The following is a 22,330-nucleotide window of genomic DNA, read 5'->3' as shown; positions in this document are numbered from 1 at the left end:
AGAGCCCCGCCTGTCCGACGGCCGCCTCCGGCCGTCTCGGTCAGGCCGATTTGCGCTCGTCTTCCCCCAGTGCCAGCAGTGCCGATTCCAGCTCCTTCTCCAGCTCCTGCGCCCGCTGGATATAGGCCGCGTTATCGCGCGGCGAGACGCCGGGCTGCCACAGCTTGGCCAGCTCCCGCACCGAGTAGCGGTCATGCGCATAGAAGGTCTGTTCGGCCTGCGCCGCCTCGTATTCGCTGAGCCCGATGTTCTCCAGCACATAGCGGCCCGCGCGCAGCGAGCTGTCGAACATCTCGCGGACGATGTCGTTGGCGCCGGCGTTATAGAGCTCGAACACATGGTGGCGGTCGTGGGCGCGCACGATGATATGCAGATCGGGCCGTTCGCGCCGGGCATAGGCCACCAGCTTGGTCGAGCTTTCCGGATCGTCGAGCGCCACCACCAGGATCCGCGCCTTGGCCAGCCCCGCCGCCTTCAGCAGCTCCGGCCGGGTGGGATCGCCCAGAAACCCCTTCACCCCGAACCGGCGCATCAGCTGGATCGTCTCCATGTCGTGATCCAGCACGATGGTCTTGAAGCCGCTGGCGCGCACCAGCCGGTTGACGATCTGGCCGAAACGGCCGATGCCGGCGATGATCACCGGGCCTTCCTCGTCGACCTCGTCGGCCTCTTCCGCCGGGCCGGTCGCCTCCTTCAGCCGTTTCGACAGCTGATCGTAGAGGATGAAGAGCAACGGCGTGATCAGCATGGTCAGCGCCACCACCAGCAACAGCTTTTCCGAAAGGTCGGAGGGGATCACGTTCAGCTGGGTGGAGAAGGCCAGCAGCACGAAGCCGAATTCGCCGGCCTGCGCCAGCCCGAGGGTGAACAGCCACAGGTTGCGGCCGCGCAGCTTGAAGGCGCGGCCGACGAAATAGAGCACGATCCCCTTGGCCAGGATCACCAGCAGCGCCAGGCCGATCAGGTCGAGCGGCTCGGCCAGAAACGCCTGATAGTTGATGCCGGCGCCGACGGTGATGAAGAACAATCCCAGCAGCAGCCCCTTGAAGGGCTCCAGATCGCTTTCCAGCTCGTGCCGGAATTCGCTGTTGGCCAGCACCACCCCGGCCAGAAAGGCGCCGAGCGCCGGCGACAGGCCGACCAGCGTCATCAGGAAGGAGATCCCCACCACGATGCCGAGCGCCAGGGCCGTATACATCTCGCGCAGCCGTGCCAGGTGGATATAGCGGAACACCGGCCGGGTCAGATAGACGCCGGCGAGGATGACGAACCCCACCGCGGCGATGGTGACCAGCGTCACCGCCCAGCCCGGCAGCCCTTCGACCAGCGACAGCGTGCCGCCATGGCCGCCGCCGTGCTCCGCCGCCCCGGCGGTGCGCTGGATCGAGCCGTCCTCACCGATCAGGACGCCCGGCGGTGCCACCGCCAGCAGCGGCAGGAAGGCCAGGATCGGGATCACCGCGATATCCTGGGTCAGCAGCACCGAGAACATCGAGCGGCCGCCGCCGGTCTGCATCAGCCCCTTTTCCGACAGTGTCTGCAGCACGATGGCGGTGGAGGAGAGCGACAGCGCCATCCCCAGTGCCAGTCCGACCTCCCAGCTTTCACCGGCAGCCATCGCCGCGCCCATCAGCGCCAGGGTGGAGAAGATGATCTGCAGCCCGCCCAGCCCGATCAGCCGGTGCCGCATGTCCCAGAGCGCCCTGGGGTCCAGTTCCAGCCCGATCAGGAACAGCATCATCACCACGCCGAATTCGGCGAAATGCTGCAGATCCTGGGTTTCCGACCCCACCAGGCCCAGCACCGGTCCGATCACCAGCCCGGCGGCGAGATAGCCCAGCACCGATCCCAGCCCCATGCGCGCGGCGAAGGGCACCGCGATCACGGCGGCGGCCAGATAGATCGTGGCCTGGTAGAGAAAGCTTTCCAAAACGACCGTTCCTTTCCGGGGTCAGGTGGGCAGCGGCGCGTCGGGTTTGAGCTGATCCATCACGATCTGGCTCTGGACCCGGGCAACCGAGGGGTGGGGCAGGATGATGTCATGCAGCAGCCGGTTCAGCGCCGGCAGATCCGCGCAATAGACCCTGAGCAGGTAATCGGCCTCGCCGGTCATGGTCCAGACACTGATGATCTCGGGGCGCGAGCGCACCAGCCGGGCGAAGCTCGCCGCCTGCTCCTGGCCATGGGTGCCCAGCAGCACCTGGACAAACCCCTGGACATGCAGCCCCAGCTTGACCGGGTCGAGCCGGGCGGCATAGCCGACGATATAGCCCTCCGCCTCCAGTCGCTGACGGCGGCGGCCGGCCTGGCTGGGAGAGAGGTTCAGAAGCTCGCCCAGCTCCTGCGCGGTCAGATGCGCATCCTTTTGCAGCGCGGCCAGCAGCCGCGTATCGGTTTCATCCAGCATATGCGGTGTTTCCCTGTTCACGCAGAGCGTAATGCGCGAATCCCGCATGTCAAATCGCATTCCCGCGAAAAAACGCGCAAAGCCGGTGGAAAGGTCGAGGGCGGTGACAGATCGGCGGTGCGGTGCCGATCTGCCGATGAAACCGCTGGTTTGCTGGGCGGTGGCGAAAGGGCCGCGCCCGCCGGGGGGATCAGGCGGCGTCGAGCGCCGAGATGATCGGCAGGAAATCCTGCGCCGACAGGCTGGCGCCGCCGACCAGCGCACCATCGACATTGGAGACCGAGAAGATCTCTGCCGCGTTGCTGCCCTTGACCGAACCGCCATAGAGCAGCCGGATCGCATTTCCGGTCTCGGCGCCGAACCGGGCCTCAAGCTTTTCGCGCATGAAATCATGAACTTCGCCGATCTGGCCGAGGCTGGGCACGAGGCCGGTGCCGATCGCCCAGACCGGTTCATAGGCGATCACCAGCGTGTCGCCGGTGATCCCGGCGGGCACCGATCCGGCCAGCTGGCCGGCTATGATGTCCAGCGTGGCCCCGCCTTCGCGCTGATCCAGCGTCTCGCCGACGCAGACGATGGCGGTCAGTCCGGCGCCGATGGCGGCCTCGGTTTTGTCGCGGACCAGCGCATCGCTTTCGGCATAATCGCTGCGGCGTTCGGAGTGACCGAGGATGACATAGGCCGCCCCGGCATCGAGCAGCATCTCCGCGCTGACGTCGCCGGTATGGGCCCCGGCATGGGCGGCATGGCAATCCTGCCCGCCGATCCGGACGCAGGTCTCGCTGGCGATCTCGGCGGCGCGGTGAATCAGCGGCGCGGGCGGGCAGATCAGAATCTCCGACTTCGGGGCGGGATCGGCGGCGATCAGCGCGCTCAGCTCGGTCAGCGCGGCGCCGGTGCCGTTCATTTTCCAGTTTCCTGCCGCCAGTTTGCGCCGCATGTCCGCCCCCTTGTTTGTTGCTCTGGACCTCTCGTAGCATCGGTCGCAGGGTGAGACAATTGCGCAACCGGCGCCGGACGGGGAGAGCGGGGATGATTGCCGATCTGGATATGGAAAAGCTGAAATCGCGGGACTCGCGGGAAATGGCGCGGCTGGCCCGGGCGGTGACGGAGGTGGGCTTTCTGACGGTTTCGAACACCGCGCTCGATGCGGAGCGGGTGGCCGGGACCATCGCCGCCTATCGGGCGTTTTTCCGCCTGCCCGACGCGCGCAAGGCCGCGGTGGACATGGCGCGCACCGGATCGAACCGGGGCTGGGGGCGACCGGGATCGGAGCAGGTGGATCCGCAGGCCAACCCGGATTTCAAGCAGGTCTTCGACTGCGGCTACGAGCTGCCGGCGGATCATCCGCTGCAGGCGCGTGGCCTGTCGGTCTATGCCCCCAACCTCTGGCCAGAGGATCTGCCGGATTTCGGCGACACTATCCGCGCCTATTACTGCGACGCGCTGGCGGTGGCGATGGATCTGCTGCGGGCGATTTCACTGGCGCTGGGAGAGGCGGAGACAGCCTTCGACGCGGCCTTCGATCCACCGATGGCGCTGTTGCGCGGCAATTATTATCCGCCGCGGCCGGACTGGGCGGGTGAGAAGGATTTCGGCATCGCCGCCCATACCGATTACGGCTGCCTGACCCTGCTGGCGGCGGATGGCACGCCGGGGCTGGAGGTGCGGATGCCCGATGGCGAATGGGCGCCCGTCACCGCCGGGCCGGGGCGCTTCGTGATCAATTTCGGCGAGATGCTGGAGCTCTGGAGCGGCGGCCGCATCAAGGCGACCGAGCATAGGGTGATCGGCGGCCCGGAGGAGCGGATTTCGGTGCCGCTGTTCTTCAACCCGGCCCATGACGCCAATGTGGCGACGCCGGGCGCGACAGGTGAAATCCGTGCCGGCGATCATCTGACGCGGCGGTTCCGCGAGACCTATGTGCATCTGCAGCACGGGGCGGGGTGAGCGCAGCCGGTGGAGGAGGGGGCGTTGGCCCCATCGCCTGCGGCGATCCCCCCGGGATATTTCGGGCCAGAAAAAGGGAGAGGTGCGGCGCCACCTGCCTGTTTTCGCGGCAGAGGGCGCGGCGCCAGGGCGGTCAGAGCCGGGGAATGCCGTCCGCGGTCTCGGGCGCGGGGTCGGCGGCGTCCTTGAATTTGATCGACTCGCCGCAGCCGCAGGCCTCGGCCACATTCGGGTTGTTGAACTTGAAACCCGATTCCAGCAGGCTGACCTCATAATCGATCTCGGTGCCGAAGAGGAACATCTGCGCCATCGGGGCGATCAGCACCCGGGCGCCGTCCTGTTCCACCACCTCGTCATGGGCGCTGGCCTCGTCGACATAGTCCATGGTGTATTCCATGCCGGCACAGCCGCCTTTCTTGACGCCGATGCGCAGGCCGGCGTGGCCGCCCTTTTCCATCAGCTTCGCGATCTGCGCCGCGGCGCGGGGGGTCATGGTGACGGCCTGCTTGCCGGGAATGCCAAACATGGGTTTCTCCTTCATCATTAATCTAGGGCCGCGGAGCGGCGGGCTCAACCCCCCGGGAACCGGTGCGGGGGCGAAAGCGGGGAGATGAAAAAGGGCCGCCCGGGGCAGGGCGGCCCTGTCGGGGGCGGTGCCGCGGTGCCGGGGGGACTGAGCCGCGCGCGGGCCCCGGGGGGCATCGGGCGCGCCTGTCGGCGGACCCGGGGCGGAGCCTCGGGCGGCAATGTAACGCAACGTCGACAAGGCTGTAACGGCGGCGTCAAGGTTTTGCGACAGGGGCGGGTTTTCTGTGGATAAGCGATCGGCCCCGGCGGGGCGTCACATGAAGCCCAGTTCCAGCCGGGCCTCGTCCGACATCATTTCCATGCCCCAGGGCGGGTTCCAGGTCAGCTCGACCTCGACCTGCTTGACGCCGGCCACCGCCTCGACCGCATCGGCCACCCATCCGGGCATATCGCCGGCCACCGGGCAGCCCGGGGCGGTGAGGGTCATGATGATCTTCACCTCGTTCTCGGGGCTGATCTCGACGGTGTAGATCAGGCCGAGTTCGAAGATATTGACCGGGATCTCCGGATCATAGACGGTGCGGCAGGCATCCACGATCTGATCGTAGAGCGGGTGGTCCACGGTGGAGGGCGCGATCAGGGGCGCCCCTTCCAGCGGTTCTGTCACATTGGTCATTCGGGCCTCGGTCTGTATCCTGAGCGATTATATAGGAAAACCATGGCGGCCCGTCCAGAGGGGGTGTCCGGTCGGCGGCCGATGCGTCGGGCTCAGTCGTTGATGTCCTTGTCGATGATCCGGGTCTGGCCGCCGCCAGGCAGGGCAAACAGCCGCCGCAGGACCAGCCAGGCCACCAGCGACGACAGCGCGAAGATCAGCAGCAGGGGCGCCAGCGAGAACACCACATCGACCGCCACCAGCAGAAGCCCCACCGCCAGCGCCCCCAGCGCGAAGCCGAGAAAGATGAAACCCGGCACCAGAATTTCCAGAATGGCGAGGAGCAGCGCCGCCGCCATCCACACCCACCATAGCGCCCAAAGGATCATCACGACCGTCCTTTCAGCAGCTTGAAGGCATCGCCGAAGGCCTCGAGCGCCTGGGCGGGGACCACGATGGTCTGCTTGCCGCTGCCGTTGCCGAGGGCGTTCAGCGCCTCAACCTGTTTCAGCGCCACCTGATATTGCGCCGCCTCGATGCCATTGTCGCGGATCGCCTTGGCGACCACCTCGGTGGCATAGGCTTCGGCCTCGGCCTGGATGCGGCGGGCCTTGGCGGTCTGTTCGGCGGCATAGAGCTCGGCATCGGCCTGCAGCTCGACCGAGCGCTTGCGGCCCTCGGCCTCGGTCACCTGGGCGCGGCGGGCGCGTTCGGCGTTGAGCTGCTGCAGCATGGCGTCCCGCGTCGCCTGATCCAGGTTGACGTCGAGGATTTCGGCGCGGGTCACCTCGATCCCCCAGTCATCGACCGCATCGGCGACCGAGGCCTTGATGGTGGAAATCAACTGGGCGCGGTTCGACTGCACCTCGTCCAGATCCATCTTGCCGATCTCGGCGCGGACGATGCCGGCCACCGTGGTGGCGATGGCAGCGTCGATGTCGCGGATCCGGTAGACGGTCTTTTCCGGTTCTGTGATGCGGTAGAAGACCGAGGTTTCGACCTCGACCAGAACGTTGTCGCGGGTGATCGCATCCTGGCTGGCGGTAGGCAGCTGACGTTCGAGAATGGAAATCTTGTGCTTCACCACATCGAGGAAGGGGACGATGAAGTTGATGCCCGGCCCCATCACTGCGCGCAGCCGGCCGAAGCGCTCGACCACGTGTTTCTCAGACTGGGGCACGATGCGCACGCCCTTGAGAATGACGAGAACGATAAAGGCGGCCGCCAGGAGATAGACGATATTGCCCGACAGAAGGTCCAGCGCGAGATCCTCGTTCATATACTCATTCCCTGAAAAAACCTCTGAAAGATATGGGGTTGCCGCGGCGGGGCATCAAGCCGGGGCCGGCAGGCTCAATCCCGGCGCCGACGTGGCACCGGCCGGGGGCGGACGTGGCTTTCGATCTCGTCATAGAGGCGGGCGATCAGATCCTTGCCGGTGGCCTGTTCGATGCCCTCGAAGCCGGGGGAGGAGTTGACCTCCAGAACCTTGGGCCCCTCGCTGCTGCGCAACAGGTCGACGCCGGCCATGTTCAGCCCGAAGGCGCGGGCGGCGCGGACGGCGACATCGCGTTCCTCGCGGCTGATGCGGGTGACGCTGGCCTGACCGCCCTGATGCAGGTTGGACCGGAAATCGCCCTCCGCCCCGGTGCGTTTCATCGCCGCCACCACCTTGCCGCCGATCACCAGGCAGCGCACGTCGACGCCGGCGGCCTCCTTGACGAACTGCTGCACCAGAAAGTTGGCGCGCAGCCCGCGAAAGGCGGAGATCACCGATTCCGCCGCCTTCTTGGTCTCGGCCAGCACCACGCCCTTGCCCTGAGTGCTTTCCAAGAGCTTGACGATCAGCGGAGCGCCGCCCACCAGCCCGATCAGGTTGCCGGTGTCCTTGGGCGAGGAGGCGAAGGCGGTCATCGGCATGCCGATCTTGTGGCGGGCCAGCACCTGATGCGCATGCAGCTTGTCGCGGCTGGCAGTGATCCCGGCAGAGCCGTTGACGCAATAGGTGCCGATGGTTTCGAACTGGCGGATCACCGCGGTGCCGTATTGGGTGATCGAGGCGCCGATGCGCGGCACCACCGCGTCATAGCGCGGCAGCCGCTGGCCGTCGTAATAGACCTCGGGCGCCAGCGCGTTGATCGCCATGTAACAGCGGGTGGTGTCGATCACTTCGACCGTATGGCCACGGGCGGCGCCGGCCTCGACCAGCCGGCGGGTGGAATAATTGTCCTCGCGGCTGAGCACGGCGATGCGCAGGGCGCGATTCGGGGCCTCCTGCCGCACCTTCTTCGAATGGTAGACGTCATAGCTCAGCACCGGCTGCAGGTGCCGTTCGGTGGGGGCGATGGTGATGTGATCGGTTAGTGCTTGCCGGCCCAGCAGCATCCGGCTGGCCATGCCAGCGCGGTTGGTCAGGGTGATTTCGATCGGCCAGCTCTGGCCGGACACCTCAAGCGGCGTGGTGATGACATAGCGCAGTTCGGATTCGCCGTTCGACGAGGTCACTTCGCGCCGGTCGGTGACCTGGGCGGAACAGGCGATCGCCTGATCGTCGCGGCCGGGAATCGGATGCACGGTAAAGCGCACCATCGGCGTGGAGGAGGGGCCGAAGATCTCGATGTCCGAGGCATGCAGGGCAGAGGTGCGGGCGCCGGTGTCGACCTTGGCGCTGATCGCCGGCAGTCCCAGTTCGGGCAGGGCGATCCATTCTTCCCAGCCGAACGTCAGCGGCGCGGGCGTGGCGGCGGAATCGGTCATGGTGTTGCCTTTGCGGTCCTGAACTCGGGCGCTTCCCTAGCGGTTTGCGGCGGCGGCGCAAGGGGGGGCGGGCAGGGGCGGGAGCGGTCCCGGCGGGCGGAGGAGGTGATCGGGGCGGCGTCCGGCTCAGGGTTGCAGACGGCGCCGGGCCCGGTCAAGGCCCAGATGGGTGATCAGCGCCATCCCGTAGCAGAGTGCCAGAACGGCGATCACCGCCGGTTTGCCGCCGACCGCCAGCACCCCCAGCATCAGCGGCGTGCCCAGCATGTTGCCCAGATTGCCCATCTGCGCCAGTGCCCCATTGGCCAGCGCCCTGTCGCCGACGGTGTCGTTCAACTGCGGGATGGCGGCGAAACTGGCGCCCTGCACCAGCCCCAGCGCGCCGAACAGCGCGATGACCGGCACGGGGTTCTCCGGCGCGAAGGGCAGGATCAGCGCCAGCCCCAGCGCCAGGGCGAAGCCTAGCATTACCACCCGCACCGCCGGCCAGTGGCGCAGCAGCGTCACCCCCAGCGTCATCGAGGCGGTGATCGCCGCCAGCGGCGCCAGCGTCGCGGTCAGCGTACCGGTGGCCGGCGGCAGCAGCGGCGGCCAGACCGCCAGAATGGCGACGAAGGTCAGCGTGTAGAACAGCCAGCCCCAGGCCGGTGCCGACAGGAAGGCCGAGCTGTAAAGGCTCAGGTGCCGGCGCAGCAGCGCGGCGGGGGACAGCGCCATCTGCGGGCTGGCCTGGGGCCGGGTCCGGTCGGCGGGCAGCAGCCGCAGCAGCACCAGCGCCATCAGGATCATCCAGCCGGCGTGCAGGGCAAACAGGATCTGCGGCCCGAAACTGCGCGCCAGCGGCACTCCGAGAAAGGCCGTGGCGGCAAAGGCGACGCTGAAATAGGTGCCCCAGAGCGTCAGCGCCGCTGGGCGGATCCGGTCCGGCGCCACCTGGGCGATCAGCGTCGGCGCCGCCACCACCAGCGCCAGGTGGGTGCTGCCCTCGATCACCCGCAGCCCCAGCATCAGCGGCAAGGGCGGCAACAGCGTCTCGATCAGCGAAATCGCGGCGCCGATCAGCAGCGCCCACAGCAGCGTGCGGCGAAACCCGATCCGCGCGACCAGAAGCCCGGCAACGAGCCCCAGCAGCACTCCCATCAGGCTGATTAGCGAGATCAGGAACCCCAGCGCGGCGCCGGCCTGTGGATAGGCACGCCCCAGTTCCGGCAGGATCACCGCCATCTTGGCGAATTGCCCTGCCGCCCCCAGCCCCGCGGCATAGAGCGCGAAAATGGCAATCCAGGGGGAGCGGTGGGGGTGGCTTGGGGTCATGGCTTTGGCATGACCGGCACTGGCGGCGAATGCAAGGGGTAGGGCGGCGCGATGGCCCGGGGGCTTGTCAGCCCGGCGGCTTTGCCGCAATACCGGCCCGATCAGAAGGCGATCACCAGCGCGATCAACCCGGGGCCGGCACGATGACCAAGACTTTTTCCTTTCAGCTCAACGCCACCGACGGCAAGGCGCGGACCGGGGTGATCGACACGCCGCGCGGCGCCATCCGTACCCCCGCCTTCATGCCGGTGGGCACGGCGGCGACCGTCAAGGCGATGATGCCGGAAAGCGTGGCGGCGACCGGCGCCGATATCCTGCTGGGCAATACCTATCACCTGATGCTGCGCCCGACCGCCGAACGGATCGACCGGCTGGGCGGCCTGCACAAGTTCATGAACTGGCAAAAGCCGATCCTCACCGACTCGGGCGGGTTCCAGGTGATGAGCCTCTCCGGCCTGCGCAAGCTGACGGAAGAAGGCGTGACCTTCAAATCCCATGTCGACGGCTCGAAACATCACCTGAGCCCGGAACGCTCGATGGAAATCCAGCGGCTGCTGGGCTCGGACATCGTGATGTGTTTCGACGAATGTCCCGCCTTGCCCGCCGACCGTGACCGGATTGCCCAGAGCATGCGGCTGTCGATGCGCTGGGCGGCGCGGTCGCGCGCGGCCTTCGGCGATCGGCCCGGCCATGCCCTCTTTGGCATCCAGCAGGGCGGGTTGGAACAGGACCTGCGCGGCGAGAGCGCCGAGGCGCTGAAGGAGATCGGGTTCGAGGGCTACGCCATCGGCGGCCTCGCGGTGGGGGAGGGGCAGGAGGCGATGTTCGACTGTCTCGATTACGCCCCCGACATGCTGCCGGTGGACAAGCCGCGCTATCTGATGGGGGTGGGCAAGCCCGACGATATCGTCGGCGCGGTCAAGCGCGGCGTCGACATGATGGACTGCGTGTTGCCGTCGCGCTCGGGGCGAACCGGGCAGGTCTTCACCCGCCACGGCGTTCTGAACATCAAGAACGCGCGGCACCAGGACGATCCGCGCCCGCTGGACGAGGCTTGCGGCTGTCCCGCCTGCCGCAATTATTCCCGCGCCTATCTGCACCATGTGTTCCGCAGCCATGAGATCATCTCCTCGATGCTGCTGACCTGGCACAACCTGCATTATTTCCAGGACCTGATGCAGGGCATGCGCGACGCCATCGCCGAGGGCCGGTTCGACGCCTGGGAAGCGCAGTTCCACGCCCAACGGGCCGAGGGCGATATCGCGCCGCTCTGAGGTGCGCCTCAGCCGGTGAGCCCGAGCCGGCGTACCAGATCGGCCGCCCAGGGCCGCAGGCGGATTTTCAGCGACAGATCCCGGGGGGCGCTGCGTTGCGGTGGGGACGGCGTCCGCTGCGGTAGCGCAAACAGCGGCTCCGCCGCCTGCTGGGCCAGGTCGATCAGATCGCAGAGCGCGTCTGCCGGGACCGAATGCGGCGGCGCCCAGAGCTCGGTGCTGAGCGCGGCGCCCGCGGCGCTGAGATCGGGGGCATAGCCACGCGCCGCCGCAAAGGTTTGCGACTGGGTCTGCCAGAGGTCCAAAAGCTCCTGCCGTTCCTCGGGCGGCAGCAGGCTGGCATCGCTGCCGGTGGCCGGATGCAGCGCGAACCAGGCGCGCACCAGCCCGGCACGCAGCGCCGCATCTGGCACCAGCGTGTTGAGCAGCTGCAGCAGCACCACGGTTTCCCGGTCGGGGCCGGCATAGCGCGGCAGGTCCAGCGCGGGCAGATCCGCCGGCAGCCCGGCGAGCGCGGCGAACCCGGGCCAGAGCCCGTCGCCGGCGATCATCGCGTCGAAATCGCCGAGAGCCACGCTGCTGCCGAAGCCGGCCTCGAACGGGGCGAAGAGCCCGGGCCAGTCGGTCAGCGCGGCGGCGTGATCGACCAGGAAGGCGCCGATGCCGCGGGCGCCGGGCCGGATCCCCAGTGCGATCCGTTCGCGATAGAGCGCCTCGACATAGGCGTCGGGCCGCCGCGCCAGCGCCAGCAGGCGGACCTCGGCGAAGCCCTTCAGCCGCTCGGCCAGCGCCGCGATCAGGCTGCTGCGCCCGGCATCGAGCGGAAAGCTCATGTTCTCGCAGGAGATCAGCACGGTGCTGGCGCCGCTGCTGGCGATTTCCCGGTCGAGCCGGTCCCAAAGATCGTCATCGCCCCGGCGCAGGGCGGCGACCAGATCGTGATGCCCGGGCGTGGCGCCCCGGCGCAGCGGCGCCTCCGGGCGCTGAAACCCGGTCTCGGGCACCAGAATTCCGGCGCAGGCGAGCGCGGCGCGATGCTGCAGCAGGTGATGCTGGATATGGGTGCTGCCGGTCTTGTGCAGGCCGAGGTGCAGCAGCAGCCGCGGGTGCCCGTGCCGGCCCGTCCGGCGCGACGGGCGGGGTGTGGGCGCGGTGACGGGCAGGGCGCAGCCGGCGATCTGGTCCCGTGCCGCGGCGAAATCGCCGGCGCGCAGGGCGCGGTGAATCTGGAAAAACGCGGCGCGGGTGATGCGGCCGCGCTGGGTTTTCTGCCCGACCCGGCTGATCGGGGCGAGAATGCGATCCTCGAAGATCGACTGCCCGAAACTGGCCTCGCCCAGCAGGGCGGGGATGCGGCGGGCCATGTCGGCATAGGCGGGATCGCGGGCCTCGGTAATCGCCTCGATCAGGTCGAGATCCCAGATCAGCCGCGACAGGGTATTGAACAGCTCGCGTTTCTCGAACCGGGGGGGCAGGGTGCCGGCGGCGCATTCGGCCCGCATATGCGCCATGCATTTTTCCAGCAGCTGCAGTTGCAGCAGATGCAGCTCCGGGTCCGCCGCGGTGACCGAGATCGACCCGGCCCGGCCGCGCCACACCCGGGTGGGCCGGCCGAGAAAGGCGATCTGGCGGGCGCGGGTGACGGTGTGCAGCACGAACAGCCGGTCTTCGAACTTGCGCTGCGCCGGGTCGAAGCGCAGCCGCTGCGCGGTGAGGAAGTCGCGGGCATAGAGGCTGGACCAGGAGGAGGTGATGAATTGCGCCTCCTCGGCGGCCTGCAGCCCGGCGGCGGTCTTCGGGACGCAGAAGAAGCTGCGGTCGCGGGGCAGGATTTCGGTGCGGGCGCTGCCGATGGGGCGGAAATAGGTGGGGGCATGCACGATATCGGCGCCGGTCTCCTCGGCCAGCCGCAGCTGTCGCGCCAGCCCGCCCAGGGTGTAATAGTCGTCGGCGTCGAGAAACCCGATATAGCGGCCGCGGGCGGCGGCGAGCCCGCTGTTGCGCGCCGCCGACAGCCCGAGGTTGCGCGGATGCTGGATCAGTTCGGCCTGGCTGCGCAGGGCACCTAACCGGGCCAGATCTGCGGCGCTGAACCGGTCGGGGTTGTCGTTGACGACGATGATCTGCAGCCCGTCGATGCGCTGGTCGAGGATCGAATTCAGCGCGCTCTGCAGATAGGCGGTTTCGTCATAGAAGGGGACGATCAGGCTGAGGCTGGTCATGGTGCGCCCCGGCGGATCACAGGCTGGGCGGCGGCTCCACCGCCTCGTCGTCGTCATCCACGTCGATGGTGAAGGCCAGGCCGGCCATGGCAACGATGGCGATCAGCAGAGCAGAGAACCCCATGGCGAAACTCCAACTGGTTACTACAATTGAATTCAAAATGTGCGGAGTCGACACAACCCATGCAAGAAAAAAGAACCTATCCACTCAATCAAGATAGAGTTTGGATCGGTTTGCCGGGGCGAACCGATACGGATCGCCGCGCGGCGCCGGCTGCGGCCCTGCTGGCTCCGCTTCGCGTTTCGGCTTCAAATTGCCCGTCCCGTTTGGGGTATGCACAAATGCGCCGGAACCGCAGGTTTTCCACAGCAAAGCGCGATTTCACGTCTTGCGGCGCCGCCGGGGGCAAGCCATGCTGTCCGACGCCCCGGAGTGGGGCGAGGTTGAAATGGCGGGGGCCGCGCCCCACGTAACGATCTGATGACAGGAGATGGCCGGGTGCCGCCTCGATGAGGGGCCAGTGCCATCTTGCCAGGAACCAAGGAAAACATATGCAAGAGCCTCTCAACTCCTCCTACCCGGTCCTGCCGCTGCGCGACATTGTGGTGTTTCCGCATATGATCGTGCCGCTGTTCGTGGGCCGGGAGAAATCCGTTCGGGCGCTGGAAGAGGTGATGGCCGACGACAAGCAGATCCTGCTGTCGAGCCAGATCGACCCTTCGGTGGACGACCCCGATACCGATGGCATTTACAAGGCCGGCGTGCTGGCCAATGTGCTGCAACTGCTGAAACTGCCCGATGGCACCGTCAAGGTGCTGGTCGAGGGGCAGGCGAGGGTGCGCATCGTCGATTTCCTCGAAAACGACTCCTTCTTCGAGGCGACGGCGGAATATCTGACCGAGATGCCGGGCGATGTCACCACGACGGAGGCGCTGCTGCGCACCGTGGTGGATGAGTTCGAACGCTACGCGAAAGTGCGCAAGAACATCCCCGAGGAAGCCCTTGCTGCCGTCAGTGAAAGCACCGATCCGGCCAAGCTGGCCGACCTGATCGCCGGTCATCTGGGGATCGAGGTCGATCGCAAGCAGGAATTGCTGGAAACGCTGTCGGTCTCCGAACGGCTGGAAAAGGTCTATGGGCTGATGCAGGGCGAAATGTCCGTCTTGCAGGTCGAGAAGAAGATCAAGACCCGGGTCAAGAGCCAGATGGAGAAGACCCAGCGCGAGTACTATCTGAATGAGCAGATGAAGGCCATTCAGAAGGAGCTGGGCGACGGCGAGGAGGGCGAGGGCGAGATTGCCGAGCTCGAGGCCCGCATCGCCGAGACCAAGCTGTCGAAAGAGGCCAAGGAAAAGGCCGATGCCGAGCTGAAGAAGCTGAAGAACATGTCGCCCATGTCGGCCGAGGCCACCGTGGTGCGCAACTATCTCGACTGGATGTTGTCGATCCCCTGGGGCGTGAAGTCGCGGGTCAAGAAAGATCTGACCCGCGCCGAGGAGATCCTCGATCACGATCACTACGGGCTTGAGAAGGTCAAGGAGCGGATCGTCGAGTATCTCGCGGTGCAGCAGCGCTCCAAGAAGCTGAAAGGCCCGATCATGTGCCTCGTCGGCCCTCCGGGTGTCGGCAAGACCTCGCTGGGCAAATCGGTCGCCAAGGCCACGGGGCGCGAATTCATCCGCATCTCGCTGGGCGGGGTGCGCGACGAGAGCGAGATCCGCGGCCACCGCCGGACCTATATCGGTTCGATGCCCGGCAAGATCATCCAGGCGCTGAAGAAGGCGAAGACCACCAATCCGCTGATCCTGCTCGATGAAATCGACAAGATGGGCCAGGACTTCCGTGGCGATCCCGCATCGGCGATGCTGGAGGTGCTCGATCCGGAGCAGAACGCGACCTTCGTCGACCACTATCTTGAGGTCGAATACGATCTGTCGGACGTGATGTTCCTGACCACCTCGAACAGCTATAACATGCCAGGGCCGCTGCTGGACCGGATGGAGATCATCCCGTTGTCGGGCTATACCGAGGACGAGAAACGCGAGATCGCGCAACAGCATCTGCTGCCCAAGCAGATGAAGAACCACGGCCTGAAGGACAAGGAATTCTCCCTCTCGGCCGATGCGATCACCGGGATCATCCGCCACTATACCCGCGAGGCGGGGGTGCGGAACCTGGAACGCGAGATTGCCAAGGTTGCGCGCAAGGCGGTGACGCGCATCGTCAAGAAAGAGACGGAGCGGGTCGAGGTCACGGCCGACAATCTGGACGATTTCCTCGGGGTGCCGAAGTTCCGCTACGGTCTGGCCGAGAAAGAGGATCAGATCGGCGTGGTCACCGGGCTGGCCTATACCAGCGTCGGCGGTGAGCTTCTGTCGATCGAGGCGCTGCGGCTGCCGGGCAAGGGCCGGATGAAGACCACCGGCAAGCTGGGCGACGTGATGAAGGAATCCATCGACGCGGCTTCCAGCTATGTCCGCTCGGTCGCGCCGCAGCTGGGCATCAAGCCGACGCGCTTCGATCGCTGGGATATCCACGTGCACGTCCCCGACGGGGCGACGCCGAAGGATGGCCCCTCGGCCGGTCTGGCCATGGTCACCGCCATCGTCTCGGTGCTGACCCAGATCCCGGTGCGTAAGGACATCGCCATGACCGGCGAGGTCACCCTGCGTGGCAATGCCACCGCCATCGGCGGGCTGAAGGAAAAGCTGCTGGCGGCGCTGCGTGGCGGCATCAAGACTGTGCTGATCCCGGAAGAGAACGAAAAGGACCTTCCTGACATCCCCGACAACGTCAAGGAGGGGCTGGAGATCATCCCGGTCAGCCATGTGTCGGAGGTGCTGAAGCATGCGCTGGTATCCCAGCCCGAGCCGATCGAGTGGGACGAGGAGGCGGAGGAAGAAGCCGCCGCCGCCCGCGCCGCCCGGATGACGAGCGAAGAGGGCGCCAGCGCCACCGCGCACTGATCCCGGGGCCGTCAGGCTTCGGCAGAGATATGGAAAGGCGGGTCTTCGGGCCCGCCTTTTTGCTGCCGGGTCGGGTTTTCCGCCGCTGGCCTTCGGCCGGGGGCAGGTCTAGGGTCCGGGAGAGTGTTCAAGTTCGGAGGCAGCCATCATGGCAAAGGTGAAGCAGAAGAAACCCGGCCGGGTCGGCCGGGGCGGGGCGGGAAAGACGGCGGCCGGGCGGCTGCTGGAGACCGCCACCGCGGCGCCCGTGGCGGAGAGCCTGCATGTGACGCAGGTGGTGGATGGCGACCCCTCCGCGCCCGATCTGACCAAAAGGCAACTGATTGAGCAGGTGGTGGCGCGCAGCGGCGCCAAGCCGCGCGAGGTCAAGCCGCTGGTGGAGGCGATGCTGGCGGTTCTGGGTGAGGCGGTGGCGGAGGGGCGCGGCCTCACGCTGGAGCCCCTCGGCAAGCTGCGGATCACCCGCCAGGTGGATAAATCCGACCGCCGGGTCACCATCGCGCGACTGCGCCAGTCGAAGGGCAGCGCCTCTGTGCCGACGGTGGACGAGATCGTCGAAGACAGCTGACGGCCGGTCGGATCGCCGATCCGATCGACCGTGCGCCGGGGGGCAATTTTCTCGCCAATAGGGGCTTGCGCCCCCCGGAAAGCTTCTGTAAATCCCGCTCGCACGGGTGATTAGCTCAGTGGTAGAGCGCTTCGTTCACATCGAAGATGTCAGGAGTTCGAATCTCTTATCACCCACCACTTTCCCTCTTTTTCGGGTTGATCTGAACGGCCGCAGGCCGTGTGCGTGGATCGCATCGCGCCGGCGCGGCGGGATAGTGCGGCGGAGGCTTTCGGAAAATAGAAAAGCCCCGTGGCGGGGCTGGGCCGCCTCAGGGCGGCGGGGCGTTCTGCACCTGAACGCAAGGCCGGAGCTGTTGTCGCGCGACCCGGGGACCACCCGGATCGCGGCGCGATCAGCTGTTGGGCAGGATGAAGCCGCTGATCGGATAGACGCTGCCGAAGGCGCCGGGGGCGCTTTCGACCCGGACGCGGGACCAGTCCTGCTTGGCCGATACGTCGATCACCGCCATGCCCAGCGACACCTTGTTGCGGTGCCAGTTGGCGTGATCGACCAGGATCTTGTGATTATCCAGCACTTCCGAGACCACGGCAACATGGCCCATCGGCATGCTGCGGGTGGCGCTGAACACCATGACCGAGCCGACCTCGGGGTCGTGGCTGACGTCGTAGCTGGTCTTCTTGGCAGTGTTCCACCAGGTTCCGGCATTGCCGCGGATCTCGACACCGGAGAGGTTGCGGGCGAAGGGCACGCACCAGACGCGGCTGCCTTTCGATTGCAGCACCTCGACCTCCTGCATGGCGAAGGCCATGCGGGCGGGGGCGATTCCCGAACTCTGGTTTGTCTGAACCTGCCCACAGGCAGCGACGGCGCACAACAGGAGCGGCACCAGGCCGCGCAAAGGTAGCTTCAGGCGTCTTGCAGTCACGGATTTTTCTGTCCCAGTCTTTCCCCAATTTCCCGCGAACGGGCTGTCCCGTGAGGGTGCGCGGACTGTCCGATACTGCAGCGGCTTCGCCAACCCCTTTGTGAGCAGAGGTGAGGACAGTGGCGGGATTTTGCCGGAAACCGGGGGCGGGCGCGGCCGGGCTGCATGCCCTCTGGGCAGAAATGGCCCGCCTGCGGCATTTTTCCACCGTCCACCTCTGCCCCTAGGCGGTTGTCACGCTTCTGTGCTTAGAATTTCTCTAATTGATGTCAGACACCAAATTTCTGTTGCGCGGGGGAGATTTCATGCGACCGACGATCAAGGTCACGCTACGGCTGCTGGCCTTTGTCCTGCCGCTGGCCATCGGTGCCGTGGTGGTGGGGTTTGCCGGCGATTTCAGGCAGCCGCCCGCCGCCAAGACGGCGCAGCGCCGGCCCACGGCGGTGCGGGTGATCACGCTGGCGCCGGTCGAGGTGTTGCCGCGCGTCTCCGGCTTTGGCACGGTCGCTCCGGCGCGCGAATGGCATGCGGTCGCCCGGGTCCAGGCCGAGGTGGTCGAGACCCATCCCAGGCTGCGCAATGGCGAGGTGCTGCCGGCGGGCACCGCGCTGCTGCGGCTGGACGATACCGATCTGCGGCTGGCGCTGGCCGAGATCGACAGCCAGCTGGCAGCGCTGACAGTGAAGGATCAGACGCTGGCGGCGACGCGAGCGGTGATGCAATCGGACCTGGAGTTGAGCCGTGCCGATCTGGCGCGCCAGCGCCAGCTGGTGACGCAGGGCACGGCGGCGCAGGCCAGCCTCGACAACGCCCAGCGGATCGAGCTCGCGGCCCGGGCCAAGGTGGTCGAGGTGGAAAACGCACTGGCGCTGAACGCGGCGGAGCGCGAGGTGCTGAACGCACGCCGGGCCTCGGTGGCGCGGTCGCTGGATTTCACCGTGATCACAGCACCTTATGATCTGCGGCTCACCGATGTCGCGGCCGAGCTGGGGCAGGTGGTGACAGCCGGCCAGACCCTGCTGGCCGGCGAGGGGACGGAAGCGGTGGAGATCGCTGCGCAATTCCCCATCGGTCGGCTGGGGCCGGTGATCCGGGCCATGGGGGCAGGGCGGACGGTGGCTGATCTCAAGGCGCGGGTGCGGTTGCCGGCGGCCGGGCACAGCGTGGTCTGGGCCGCCCGGGTCGACCGGGTGGGCGAGGCGATCGATGCGGCGACGCAGAGCACCTCGATCATCGTGCGGGTGGCGGATCCCTATTCTCAGGCGGCACCGGGAGAGCGGCCGCCGCTGCGGCGCAACACCTTCGTCGAGGTGGTGCTGATGGCGCCGCCGGGTCCGGCGCTGGTGGCGCCGCTCGACGCGGTGCGCGGCGGCAAGGCGCTGGTGGTCAGCGCCGAGGGCCGGCTGGAGCGGCGCGAGGTCTCCCTGGGCTACAGCATCGGCGACCTGGCGGTGATCGCCGATGGGCTTGCGGCCGGCGATCGGCTGGTGGTGACCGATCCGGCCATCGCGGTGCCGGGCATGGAGGTGAAACCGGTCGAGGACAAGCAGCTGGCGGCGCAGCTTGCCGCCAGCGCGGCGGGGGCGGCCGGGTCGGCCGGACGCGGCAAGGGGACGAAATGATGCTGCGGCTCTTTGCGCGCCATCCCACCGCCGCCAATATCCTGATGCTGGCGCTGCTCGGCCTCGGGCTGGTGGCGCTGCCGTCGCTGCAGCGCGACACCTTTCCGCTGACCCCGCCTTCGCAGGTGGAGATTCGTATCGCCTATCCCGGCGCGGCTCCGGCCGAGGTTGAGACCGGCATCTGTGAGGTGGCGGAGGATCCGCTGCGCGGCGTCGACAACCTGGCCGAACTCGCCTGCCTGTCGCGCGACAACATGGCGGTGATCACCGCCGAGATCGTCGAAGGCGCCGACATGACCCGGTTCCACAACGATCTGAAGGCGGCCGTCGACGGTATCGACCAGTTCCCCGACCGGGCCGAGGATCCGGTGACGCGGGTGGTCGAAAGGGTCGCCTCGGTCGCCTCGGTGGCAGTGACGGGACCGGAGGATCCGGCGGTGCTTCTGGCCTATGCCGACGCGCTGGCCGACCGGCTCAAGGCCGATCCGGCGATTTCGCAGGTGGAGATCGCGGGGTTTTCCGACCGTGAGATCGCGGTGGAATTCGATGCCGCGGCGCTGGAGCGCTACGGGCTTTCCATCGCCGGTATCGCAGCGGTGCTGGGGCAGGGCAGTCTCGACATGCCGGCCGGGGTGCTGGAGGGGCGCCAGGGCGACGCCGCCGTACGGTTTCTGGGCACGCGCCGCACCCCGGGGGAATTCGCGGCGCTGCCGCTGACCGCCTCTGCCGCGGGGGCAGAGGTGCGGCTGGGTGATGTGGCGCGGATTTCGCAGGGCTTTTCCGATCCGGCGCAGGCGGCCTATTTCAACGGTCAGCGCGCCGCCATCGTGCAGGTGAACAAGACCGCGCGGCAGGATGCGCTGACGGTCAAGGCGCGGCTCGATGCGATCGTGCAGCAGGCCCGGGCCGAGGCGCCGGGCAATATCGCGCTGGCGATCTCGCAGGACAGCACCGGCAATATCCGCGACCGGCTGCGGATCATCGCCGAAAACGGCGCGCAGGGGCTGGTTCTGGTGCTGGCGGTGATGTGGCTGTTCTTCGGCTTCCGGTTTTCCTTCTGGGTGGCGATGGGGCTGCCGGTGTCCTTTCTCGGCACGATCTTCGCCATGCAGCTCTTCGGTTTCACCATCAACATGATGACGATGGTGGCGCTGCTGGTGGCGATCGGCTTGCTGATGGACGATGCCATCGTGATCGCCGAGAACATCGTGCGCCGCCGCCAGGCGGGGGAAGGCGCGATGGCGGCGGCGGTGAACGGGGCCGCGCAGGTGGCGCCGGGGGTGGTGTCGTCCTTCCTGACCACGGTGATGATTGTCGGACCGCTGGGCTTCATGACGGGCAATATCGGCGCGCTGCTGAAATATATCCCCATCGTTCTGGTGATGACGCTGGTGGTCAGCCTGATCGAGGCCTTCCTGATCCTGCCCCATCACCTGCATCACGCGCTGCAGGGCGATCTGCGGCCGGGGGCGATCCGCCGCCGGGTCAATCACGGGTTCGATGCGCTGCGCGACGGGGTGGTCGTGCCCTTCGCCGGGCTCTGCCTGCGGTTCCGCTATCTCACACTGGGGGTTGCAGGCGGGTTGGTTCTGGTCTCGCTGGCGCCCTACAGCGGCGGTTTCATCAAGTTTCAGAGCTTCCCCAATCTCGAGAGCGACACGGTCGAGGCGCGGCTGCTTCTGGTGCAGGGATCGCCGCTGGCCCGGACCGAGGCCCGTGTGGCACGGGCGGTCAGGGCGCTGGAGCAGATCAACGCCGATCTGACGCCGGCGCAGCCCGGCGGTCAGCCGCTGGTCCAGAGCTACACCATCACCTACGGCAGCAATGCCGACACGCCTGAGACTGGCGCCCATATGGCGACGATCAGCGCCCGGCTGCTGCCGGCCGGCCTGCGGGTCACCGAGGTGACCGAGATTCTCGACCGCTGGAAGAAACTGACCGGACCGATGCCGGACATGGCGGCGCTGCGCTTCACCGACAAGGAACGCGGCGCCGGCGGCAAGCCCATCGATATCCGCCTGCAGGGGCCCGATCTGGCGGCGCTGCGCGACACCGCCAGAGAGATGCGCCGGTTCTTCCGCGATTTCGACGGGGTGCGCGACGTGAGTTTCGATCTGCAGCCGGGCAAGACCGAATATATCGTGACCCTGCGCCCCACCGCGGCCTCGGCCCGGGGGATCACCGCCGCCCAGGTGGCGGCGGCGCTCAGGGCCGGGTTTCGCGGCGACACCGGGTTGCAGGTGCAGGACGGTCTGGGGCCGCTCGACGTGATGGCGCGGCTGGCGCCGCAAAGCCGCACCAGCCTGCAGGACATCCTGGCGCTGCGCATCGCGGGACCCGACGGCGCGCTGATCCCGCTGGCGGCGGTGGCGGACGTGCGGATCGGGCGCGGCTATGCCAGCATCAACCGGGTCGACGGCCAGCGGACGGTTTCGGTGCAGGGGGCGATCAATCCCGCCGTCGCCAATGCGCGCGATCTGATGGCGGCGCTGAAGGCCGATTACCTGCCCGGGCTGGCGGACCGGCGGCCAGAGGTGCGCGTGACCCTGCAGGGCGAGGCGAAGGATACCGCGACCACCGGCGCCTCTCTCGGCCGCAATCTGGCGATCGGCATCATCGGGGTCTATCTGATCCTCGCCTTCCAGTTCCGCAGCTTCGTGCAGCCCGTCGTCGTGCTCAGCGCCATTCCGCTCAGCCTGATCGGGGTGGTCTGGGGCCATATGGCGCTGGGGTTGCAGATTTCACTGCCGAGCCTGGTGGGGCTGGCGACGCTGGCGGGTGTGGTGGTGAACGATTCCATCCTGTTGGTCAGCTTCATGAAGGAGCGACTGGCGGCAGGCGATGCGATGCTTGTGGCGGCGCGTTCGGCGGTGCGCGACCGGTTCCGCGCGATCTTCCTGACCTCGCTGACCACGGTGGTGGGGCTGGGGCCGCTGCTTTTCGAACCAAGCACCCAGGCGCAGTTCCTGCGCCCCATCGTCGCCAGCCTGGCCTTTGGGCTGAGCGCGGCGACGCTGCTGGCGCTTTTCGTCACACCGGCCTGTTTCGCGGTCTTGCAGGATCTGCGGCTGATCCGCCGCGAGACGGCTGAAGCGGAGGAGGCCGGAGACGCGGCGGGGAGACCGGCATGATCGCTGC

17 protein-coding genes and 1 tRNA gene are annotated in these 22,330 nt (G+C 67.3%); 7 read left to right on the top strand and 11 right to left on the bottom strand.

Annotation, left to right across the window (positions count from 1 at the left end; translation table 11 throughout):
* Window positions 1–40: 40 nt before the first annotated feature.
* The 3 genes from QO033_RS18745 to tpiA all read right to left on the bottom strand — a co-directional run bounded on the left by QO033_RS18745 (window position 41) and on the right by tpiA (window position 3,347).
* Window positions 41–1,930, bottom strand: coding sequence for a cation:proton antiporter domain-containing protein (locus tag QO033_RS18745; protein ID WP_284482495.1), 1,890 nt, complete (start codon window positions 1,928–1,930; stop codon window positions 41–43).
* 21 nt (window positions 1,931–1,951) lie between these two features.
* On the bottom strand, window positions 1,952–2,407 hold the full coding sequence (locus QO033_RS18740; RefSeq protein ID WP_284482494.1) for an Lrp/AsnC family transcriptional regulator: 456 nt from the start codon (window positions 2,405–2,407) through the stop codon (window positions 1,952–1,954).
* 190 nt (window positions 2,408–2,597) lie between these two features.
* Window positions 2,598–3,347, bottom strand: a complete 750-nt coding sequence (gene tpiA, locus QO033_RS18735) for a triose-phosphate isomerase (RefSeq protein ID WP_284482493.1) — start codon at window positions 3,345–3,347, stop codon at window positions 2,598–2,600.
* A 92-nt stretch (window positions 3,348–3,439) separates the two neighbouring features.
* Between tpiA and QO033_RS18730 the strand changes: the two genes are divergently transcribed.
* Window positions 3,440–4,357, top strand: a complete 918-nt coding sequence (locus QO033_RS18730; RefSeq protein ID WP_284482492.1) for an isopenicillin N synthase family dioxygenase — start codon at window positions 3,440–3,442, stop codon at window positions 4,355–4,357.
* Between the two features lie 133 nt (window positions 4,358–4,490).
* On the opposite strand, the gene QO033_RS18725 is transcribed toward QO033_RS18730, so the two are convergent.
* From QO033_RS18725 to QO033_RS18700, 6 genes are all read right to left on the bottom strand, one after another.
* Window positions 4,491–4,883: a HesB/IscA family protein gene (locus QO033_RS18725; protein ID WP_284482491.1), complete on the bottom strand. Its 393-nt coding sequence runs from the start codon at window positions 4,881–4,883 to the stop codon at window positions 4,491–4,493.
* Between the two features lie 315 nt (window positions 4,884–5,198).
* A complete protein-coding gene (locus QO033_RS18720) occupies window positions 5,199–5,561 on the bottom strand; it encodes an SUF system Fe-S cluster assembly protein (protein WP_284482490.1) in 363 nt (120 codons plus the stop codon).
* A 92-nt stretch (window positions 5,562–5,653) separates the two neighbouring features.
* Entirely contained in the window at window positions 5,654–5,929 is a 276-nt protein-coding gene (locus QO033_RS18715; protein ID WP_284482489.1) for a hypothetical protein, read from the bottom strand.
* Window positions 5,929–6,819 carry an SPFH domain-containing protein gene (locus tag QO033_RS18710; RefSeq protein WP_284482488.1) on the bottom strand — a complete coding sequence of 297 codons (891 nt, stop codon included), beginning with the start codon at window positions 6,817–6,819 and terminating at the stop codon, window positions 5,929–5,931. The genes QO033_RS18715 and QO033_RS18710 overlap by 1 nt, the downstream gene beginning before the upstream one ends.
* Before the next feature lie 74 nt (window positions 6,820–6,893).
* On the bottom strand, window positions 6,894–8,297 hold the full coding sequence (rimK, locus tag QO033_RS18705; protein WP_284482487.1) for a 30S ribosomal protein S6--L-glutamate ligase: 1,404 nt from the start codon (window positions 8,295–8,297) through the stop codon (window positions 6,894–6,896).
* A 126-nt stretch (window positions 8,298–8,423) separates the two neighbouring features.
* Window positions 8,424–9,611: an MFS transporter gene (locus tag QO033_RS18700; RefSeq protein WP_284482486.1), complete on the bottom strand. Its 1,188-nt coding sequence runs from the start codon at window positions 9,609–9,611 to the stop codon at window positions 8,424–8,426.
* 143 nt (window positions 9,612–9,754) lie between these two features.
* Between QO033_RS18700 and tgt the strand changes: the two genes are divergently transcribed.
* Window positions 9,755–10,885, top strand: coding sequence for a tRNA guanosine(34) transglycosylase Tgt (gene tgt, locus QO033_RS18695; RefSeq protein WP_284482485.1), 1,131 nt, complete (start codon window positions 9,755–9,757; stop codon window positions 10,883–10,885).
* 8 nt (window positions 10,886–10,893) lie between these two features.
* Here tgt and QO033_RS18690 read toward each other — a convergent pair whose 3' ends face one another.
* Entirely contained in the window at window positions 10,894–13,107 is a 2,214-nt protein-coding gene (locus tag QO033_RS18690) for a glycosyltransferase family 2 protein (RefSeq protein ID WP_284482484.1), read from the bottom strand.
* Between the two features lie 552 nt (window positions 13,108–13,659).
* Between QO033_RS18690 and lon the strand changes: the two genes are divergently transcribed.
* The 3 genes from lon (at window position 13,660) to QO033_RS18675 (ending at window position 16,821) form a co-directional block, all read left to right on the top strand.
* A complete protein-coding gene (gene lon, locus QO033_RS18685) occupies window positions 13,660–16,074 on the top strand; it encodes an endopeptidase La (protein ID WP_284482483.1) in 2,415 nt (804 codons plus the stop codon).
* Window positions 16,075–16,222: 148 nt separating this feature from the next.
* Window positions 16,223–16,642, top strand: coding sequence for an HU family DNA-binding protein (locus tag QO033_RS18680; RefSeq protein ID WP_284482482.1), 420 nt, complete (start codon window positions 16,223–16,225; stop codon window positions 16,640–16,642).
* Between the two features lie 104 nt (window positions 16,643–16,746).
* Window positions 16,747–16,821: transfer RNA gene (locus tag QO033_RS18675), tRNA-Val, on the top strand.
* Between the two features lie 215 nt (window positions 16,822–17,036).
* Here QO033_RS18675 and QO033_RS18670 read toward each other — a convergent pair.
* The gene (locus tag QO033_RS18670) at window positions 17,037–17,453 is read right to left on the bottom strand and encodes a CHAP domain-containing protein (RefSeq protein ID WP_321170050.1); all 417 of its coding nucleotides are present in this window, start codon (window positions 17,451–17,453) and stop codon (window positions 17,037–17,039) included.
* A gap of 422 nt (window positions 17,454–17,875) precedes the next feature.
* Between QO033_RS18670 and QO033_RS18665 the strand changes: the two genes are divergently transcribed.
* Window positions 17,876–19,192 (top strand): efflux RND transporter periplasmic adaptor subunit, encoded by a 1,317-nt coding sequence (locus QO033_RS18665; protein WP_284482481.1) that lies wholly within the window; start codon window positions 17,876–17,878, stop codon window positions 19,190–19,192.
* Window positions 19,192–22,323 carry an efflux RND transporter permease subunit gene (locus QO033_RS18660; RefSeq protein ID WP_284482480.1) on the top strand — a complete coding sequence of 1,044 codons (3,132 nt, stop codon included), beginning with the start codon at window positions 19,192–19,194 and terminating at the stop codon, window positions 22,321–22,323. The genes QO033_RS18665 and QO033_RS18660 overlap by 1 nt, the downstream gene beginning before the upstream one ends.
* The last annotated feature ends 7 nt before the right edge of the window (window positions 22,324–22,330 follow it).

The organism is Pseudodonghicola flavimaris (assembly GCF_030164425.1).
In the GTDB taxonomy this organism is placed as follows: Bacteria; Pseudomonadota; Alphaproteobacteria; order Rhodobacterales; family Rhodobacteraceae; genus Pseudodonghicola; species Pseudodonghicola flavimaris.
This window is presented reverse-complemented; position numbering and strand designations above follow the sequence as displayed.

Excerpts from the sequence above, each read along its gene's own strand:
- QO033_RS18740 (WP_284482494.1), bottom strand. The coding sequence starts at position 2,407 with ATGCTGGATGAAACCGATACGCGGCTGCTGGCCGCGCTGCAAAAGGAT.
- tpiA (WP_284482493.1), bottom strand. The coding sequence starts at position 3,347 with ATGCGGCGCAAACTGGCGGCAGGAAACTGGAAAATGAACGGCACCGGC.
- QO033_RS18730 (WP_284482492.1), top strand. The coding sequence starts at position 3,440 with ATGATTGCCGATCTGGATATGGAAAAGCTGAAATCGCGGGACTCGCGG.
- QO033_RS18725 (WP_284482491.1), bottom strand. The coding sequence starts at position 4,883 with ATGTTTGGCATTCCCGGCAAGCAGGCCGTCACCATGACCCCCCGCGCC.
- QO033_RS18720 (WP_284482490.1), bottom strand. The coding sequence starts at position 5,561 with ATGACCAATGTGACAGAACCGCTGGAAGGGGCGCCCCTGATCGCGCCC.
- QO033_RS18715 (WP_284482489.1), bottom strand. The coding sequence starts at position 5,929 with ATGATCCTTTGGGCGCTATGGTGGGTGTGGATGGCGGCGGCGCTGCTC.
- QO033_RS18710 (WP_284482488.1), bottom strand. The coding sequence starts at position 6,819 with ATGAACGAGGATCTCGCGCTGGACCTTCTGTCGGGCAATATCGTCTAT.
- rimK (WP_284482487.1), bottom strand. The coding sequence starts at position 8,297 with ATGACCGATTCCGCCGCCACGCCCGCGCCGCTGACGTTCGGCTGGGAA.
- QO033_RS18700 (WP_284482486.1), bottom strand. The coding sequence starts at position 9,611 with ATGACCCCAAGCCACCCCCACCGCTCCCCCTGGATTGCCATTTTCGCG.
- tgt (WP_284482485.1), top strand. The coding sequence starts at position 9,755 with ATGACCAAGACTTTTTCCTTTCAGCTCAACGCCACCGACGGCAAGGCG.
- QO033_RS18690 (WP_284482484.1), bottom strand. The coding sequence starts at position 13,107 with ATGACCAGCCTCAGCCTGATCGTCCCCTTCTATGACGAAACCGCCTAT.
- lon (WP_284482483.1), top strand. The coding sequence starts at position 13,660 with ATGCAAGAGCCTCTCAACTCCTCCTACCCGGTCCTGCCGCTGCGCGAC.
- QO033_RS18680 (WP_284482482.1), top strand. The coding sequence starts at position 16,223 with ATGGCAAAGGTGAAGCAGAAGAAACCCGGCCGGGTCGGCCGGGGCGGG.
- QO033_RS18670 (WP_321170050.1), bottom strand. The coding sequence starts at position 17,453 with ATGGCCTTCGCCATGCAGGAGGTCGAGGTGCTGCAATCGAAAGGCAGC.
- QO033_RS18665 (WP_284482481.1), top strand. The coding sequence starts at position 17,876 with ATGCGACCGACGATCAAGGTCACGCTACGGCTGCTGGCCTTTGTCCTG.
- QO033_RS18660 (WP_284482480.1), top strand. The coding sequence starts at position 19,192 with ATGCTGCGGCTCTTTGCGCGCCATCCCACCGCCGCCAATATCCTGATG.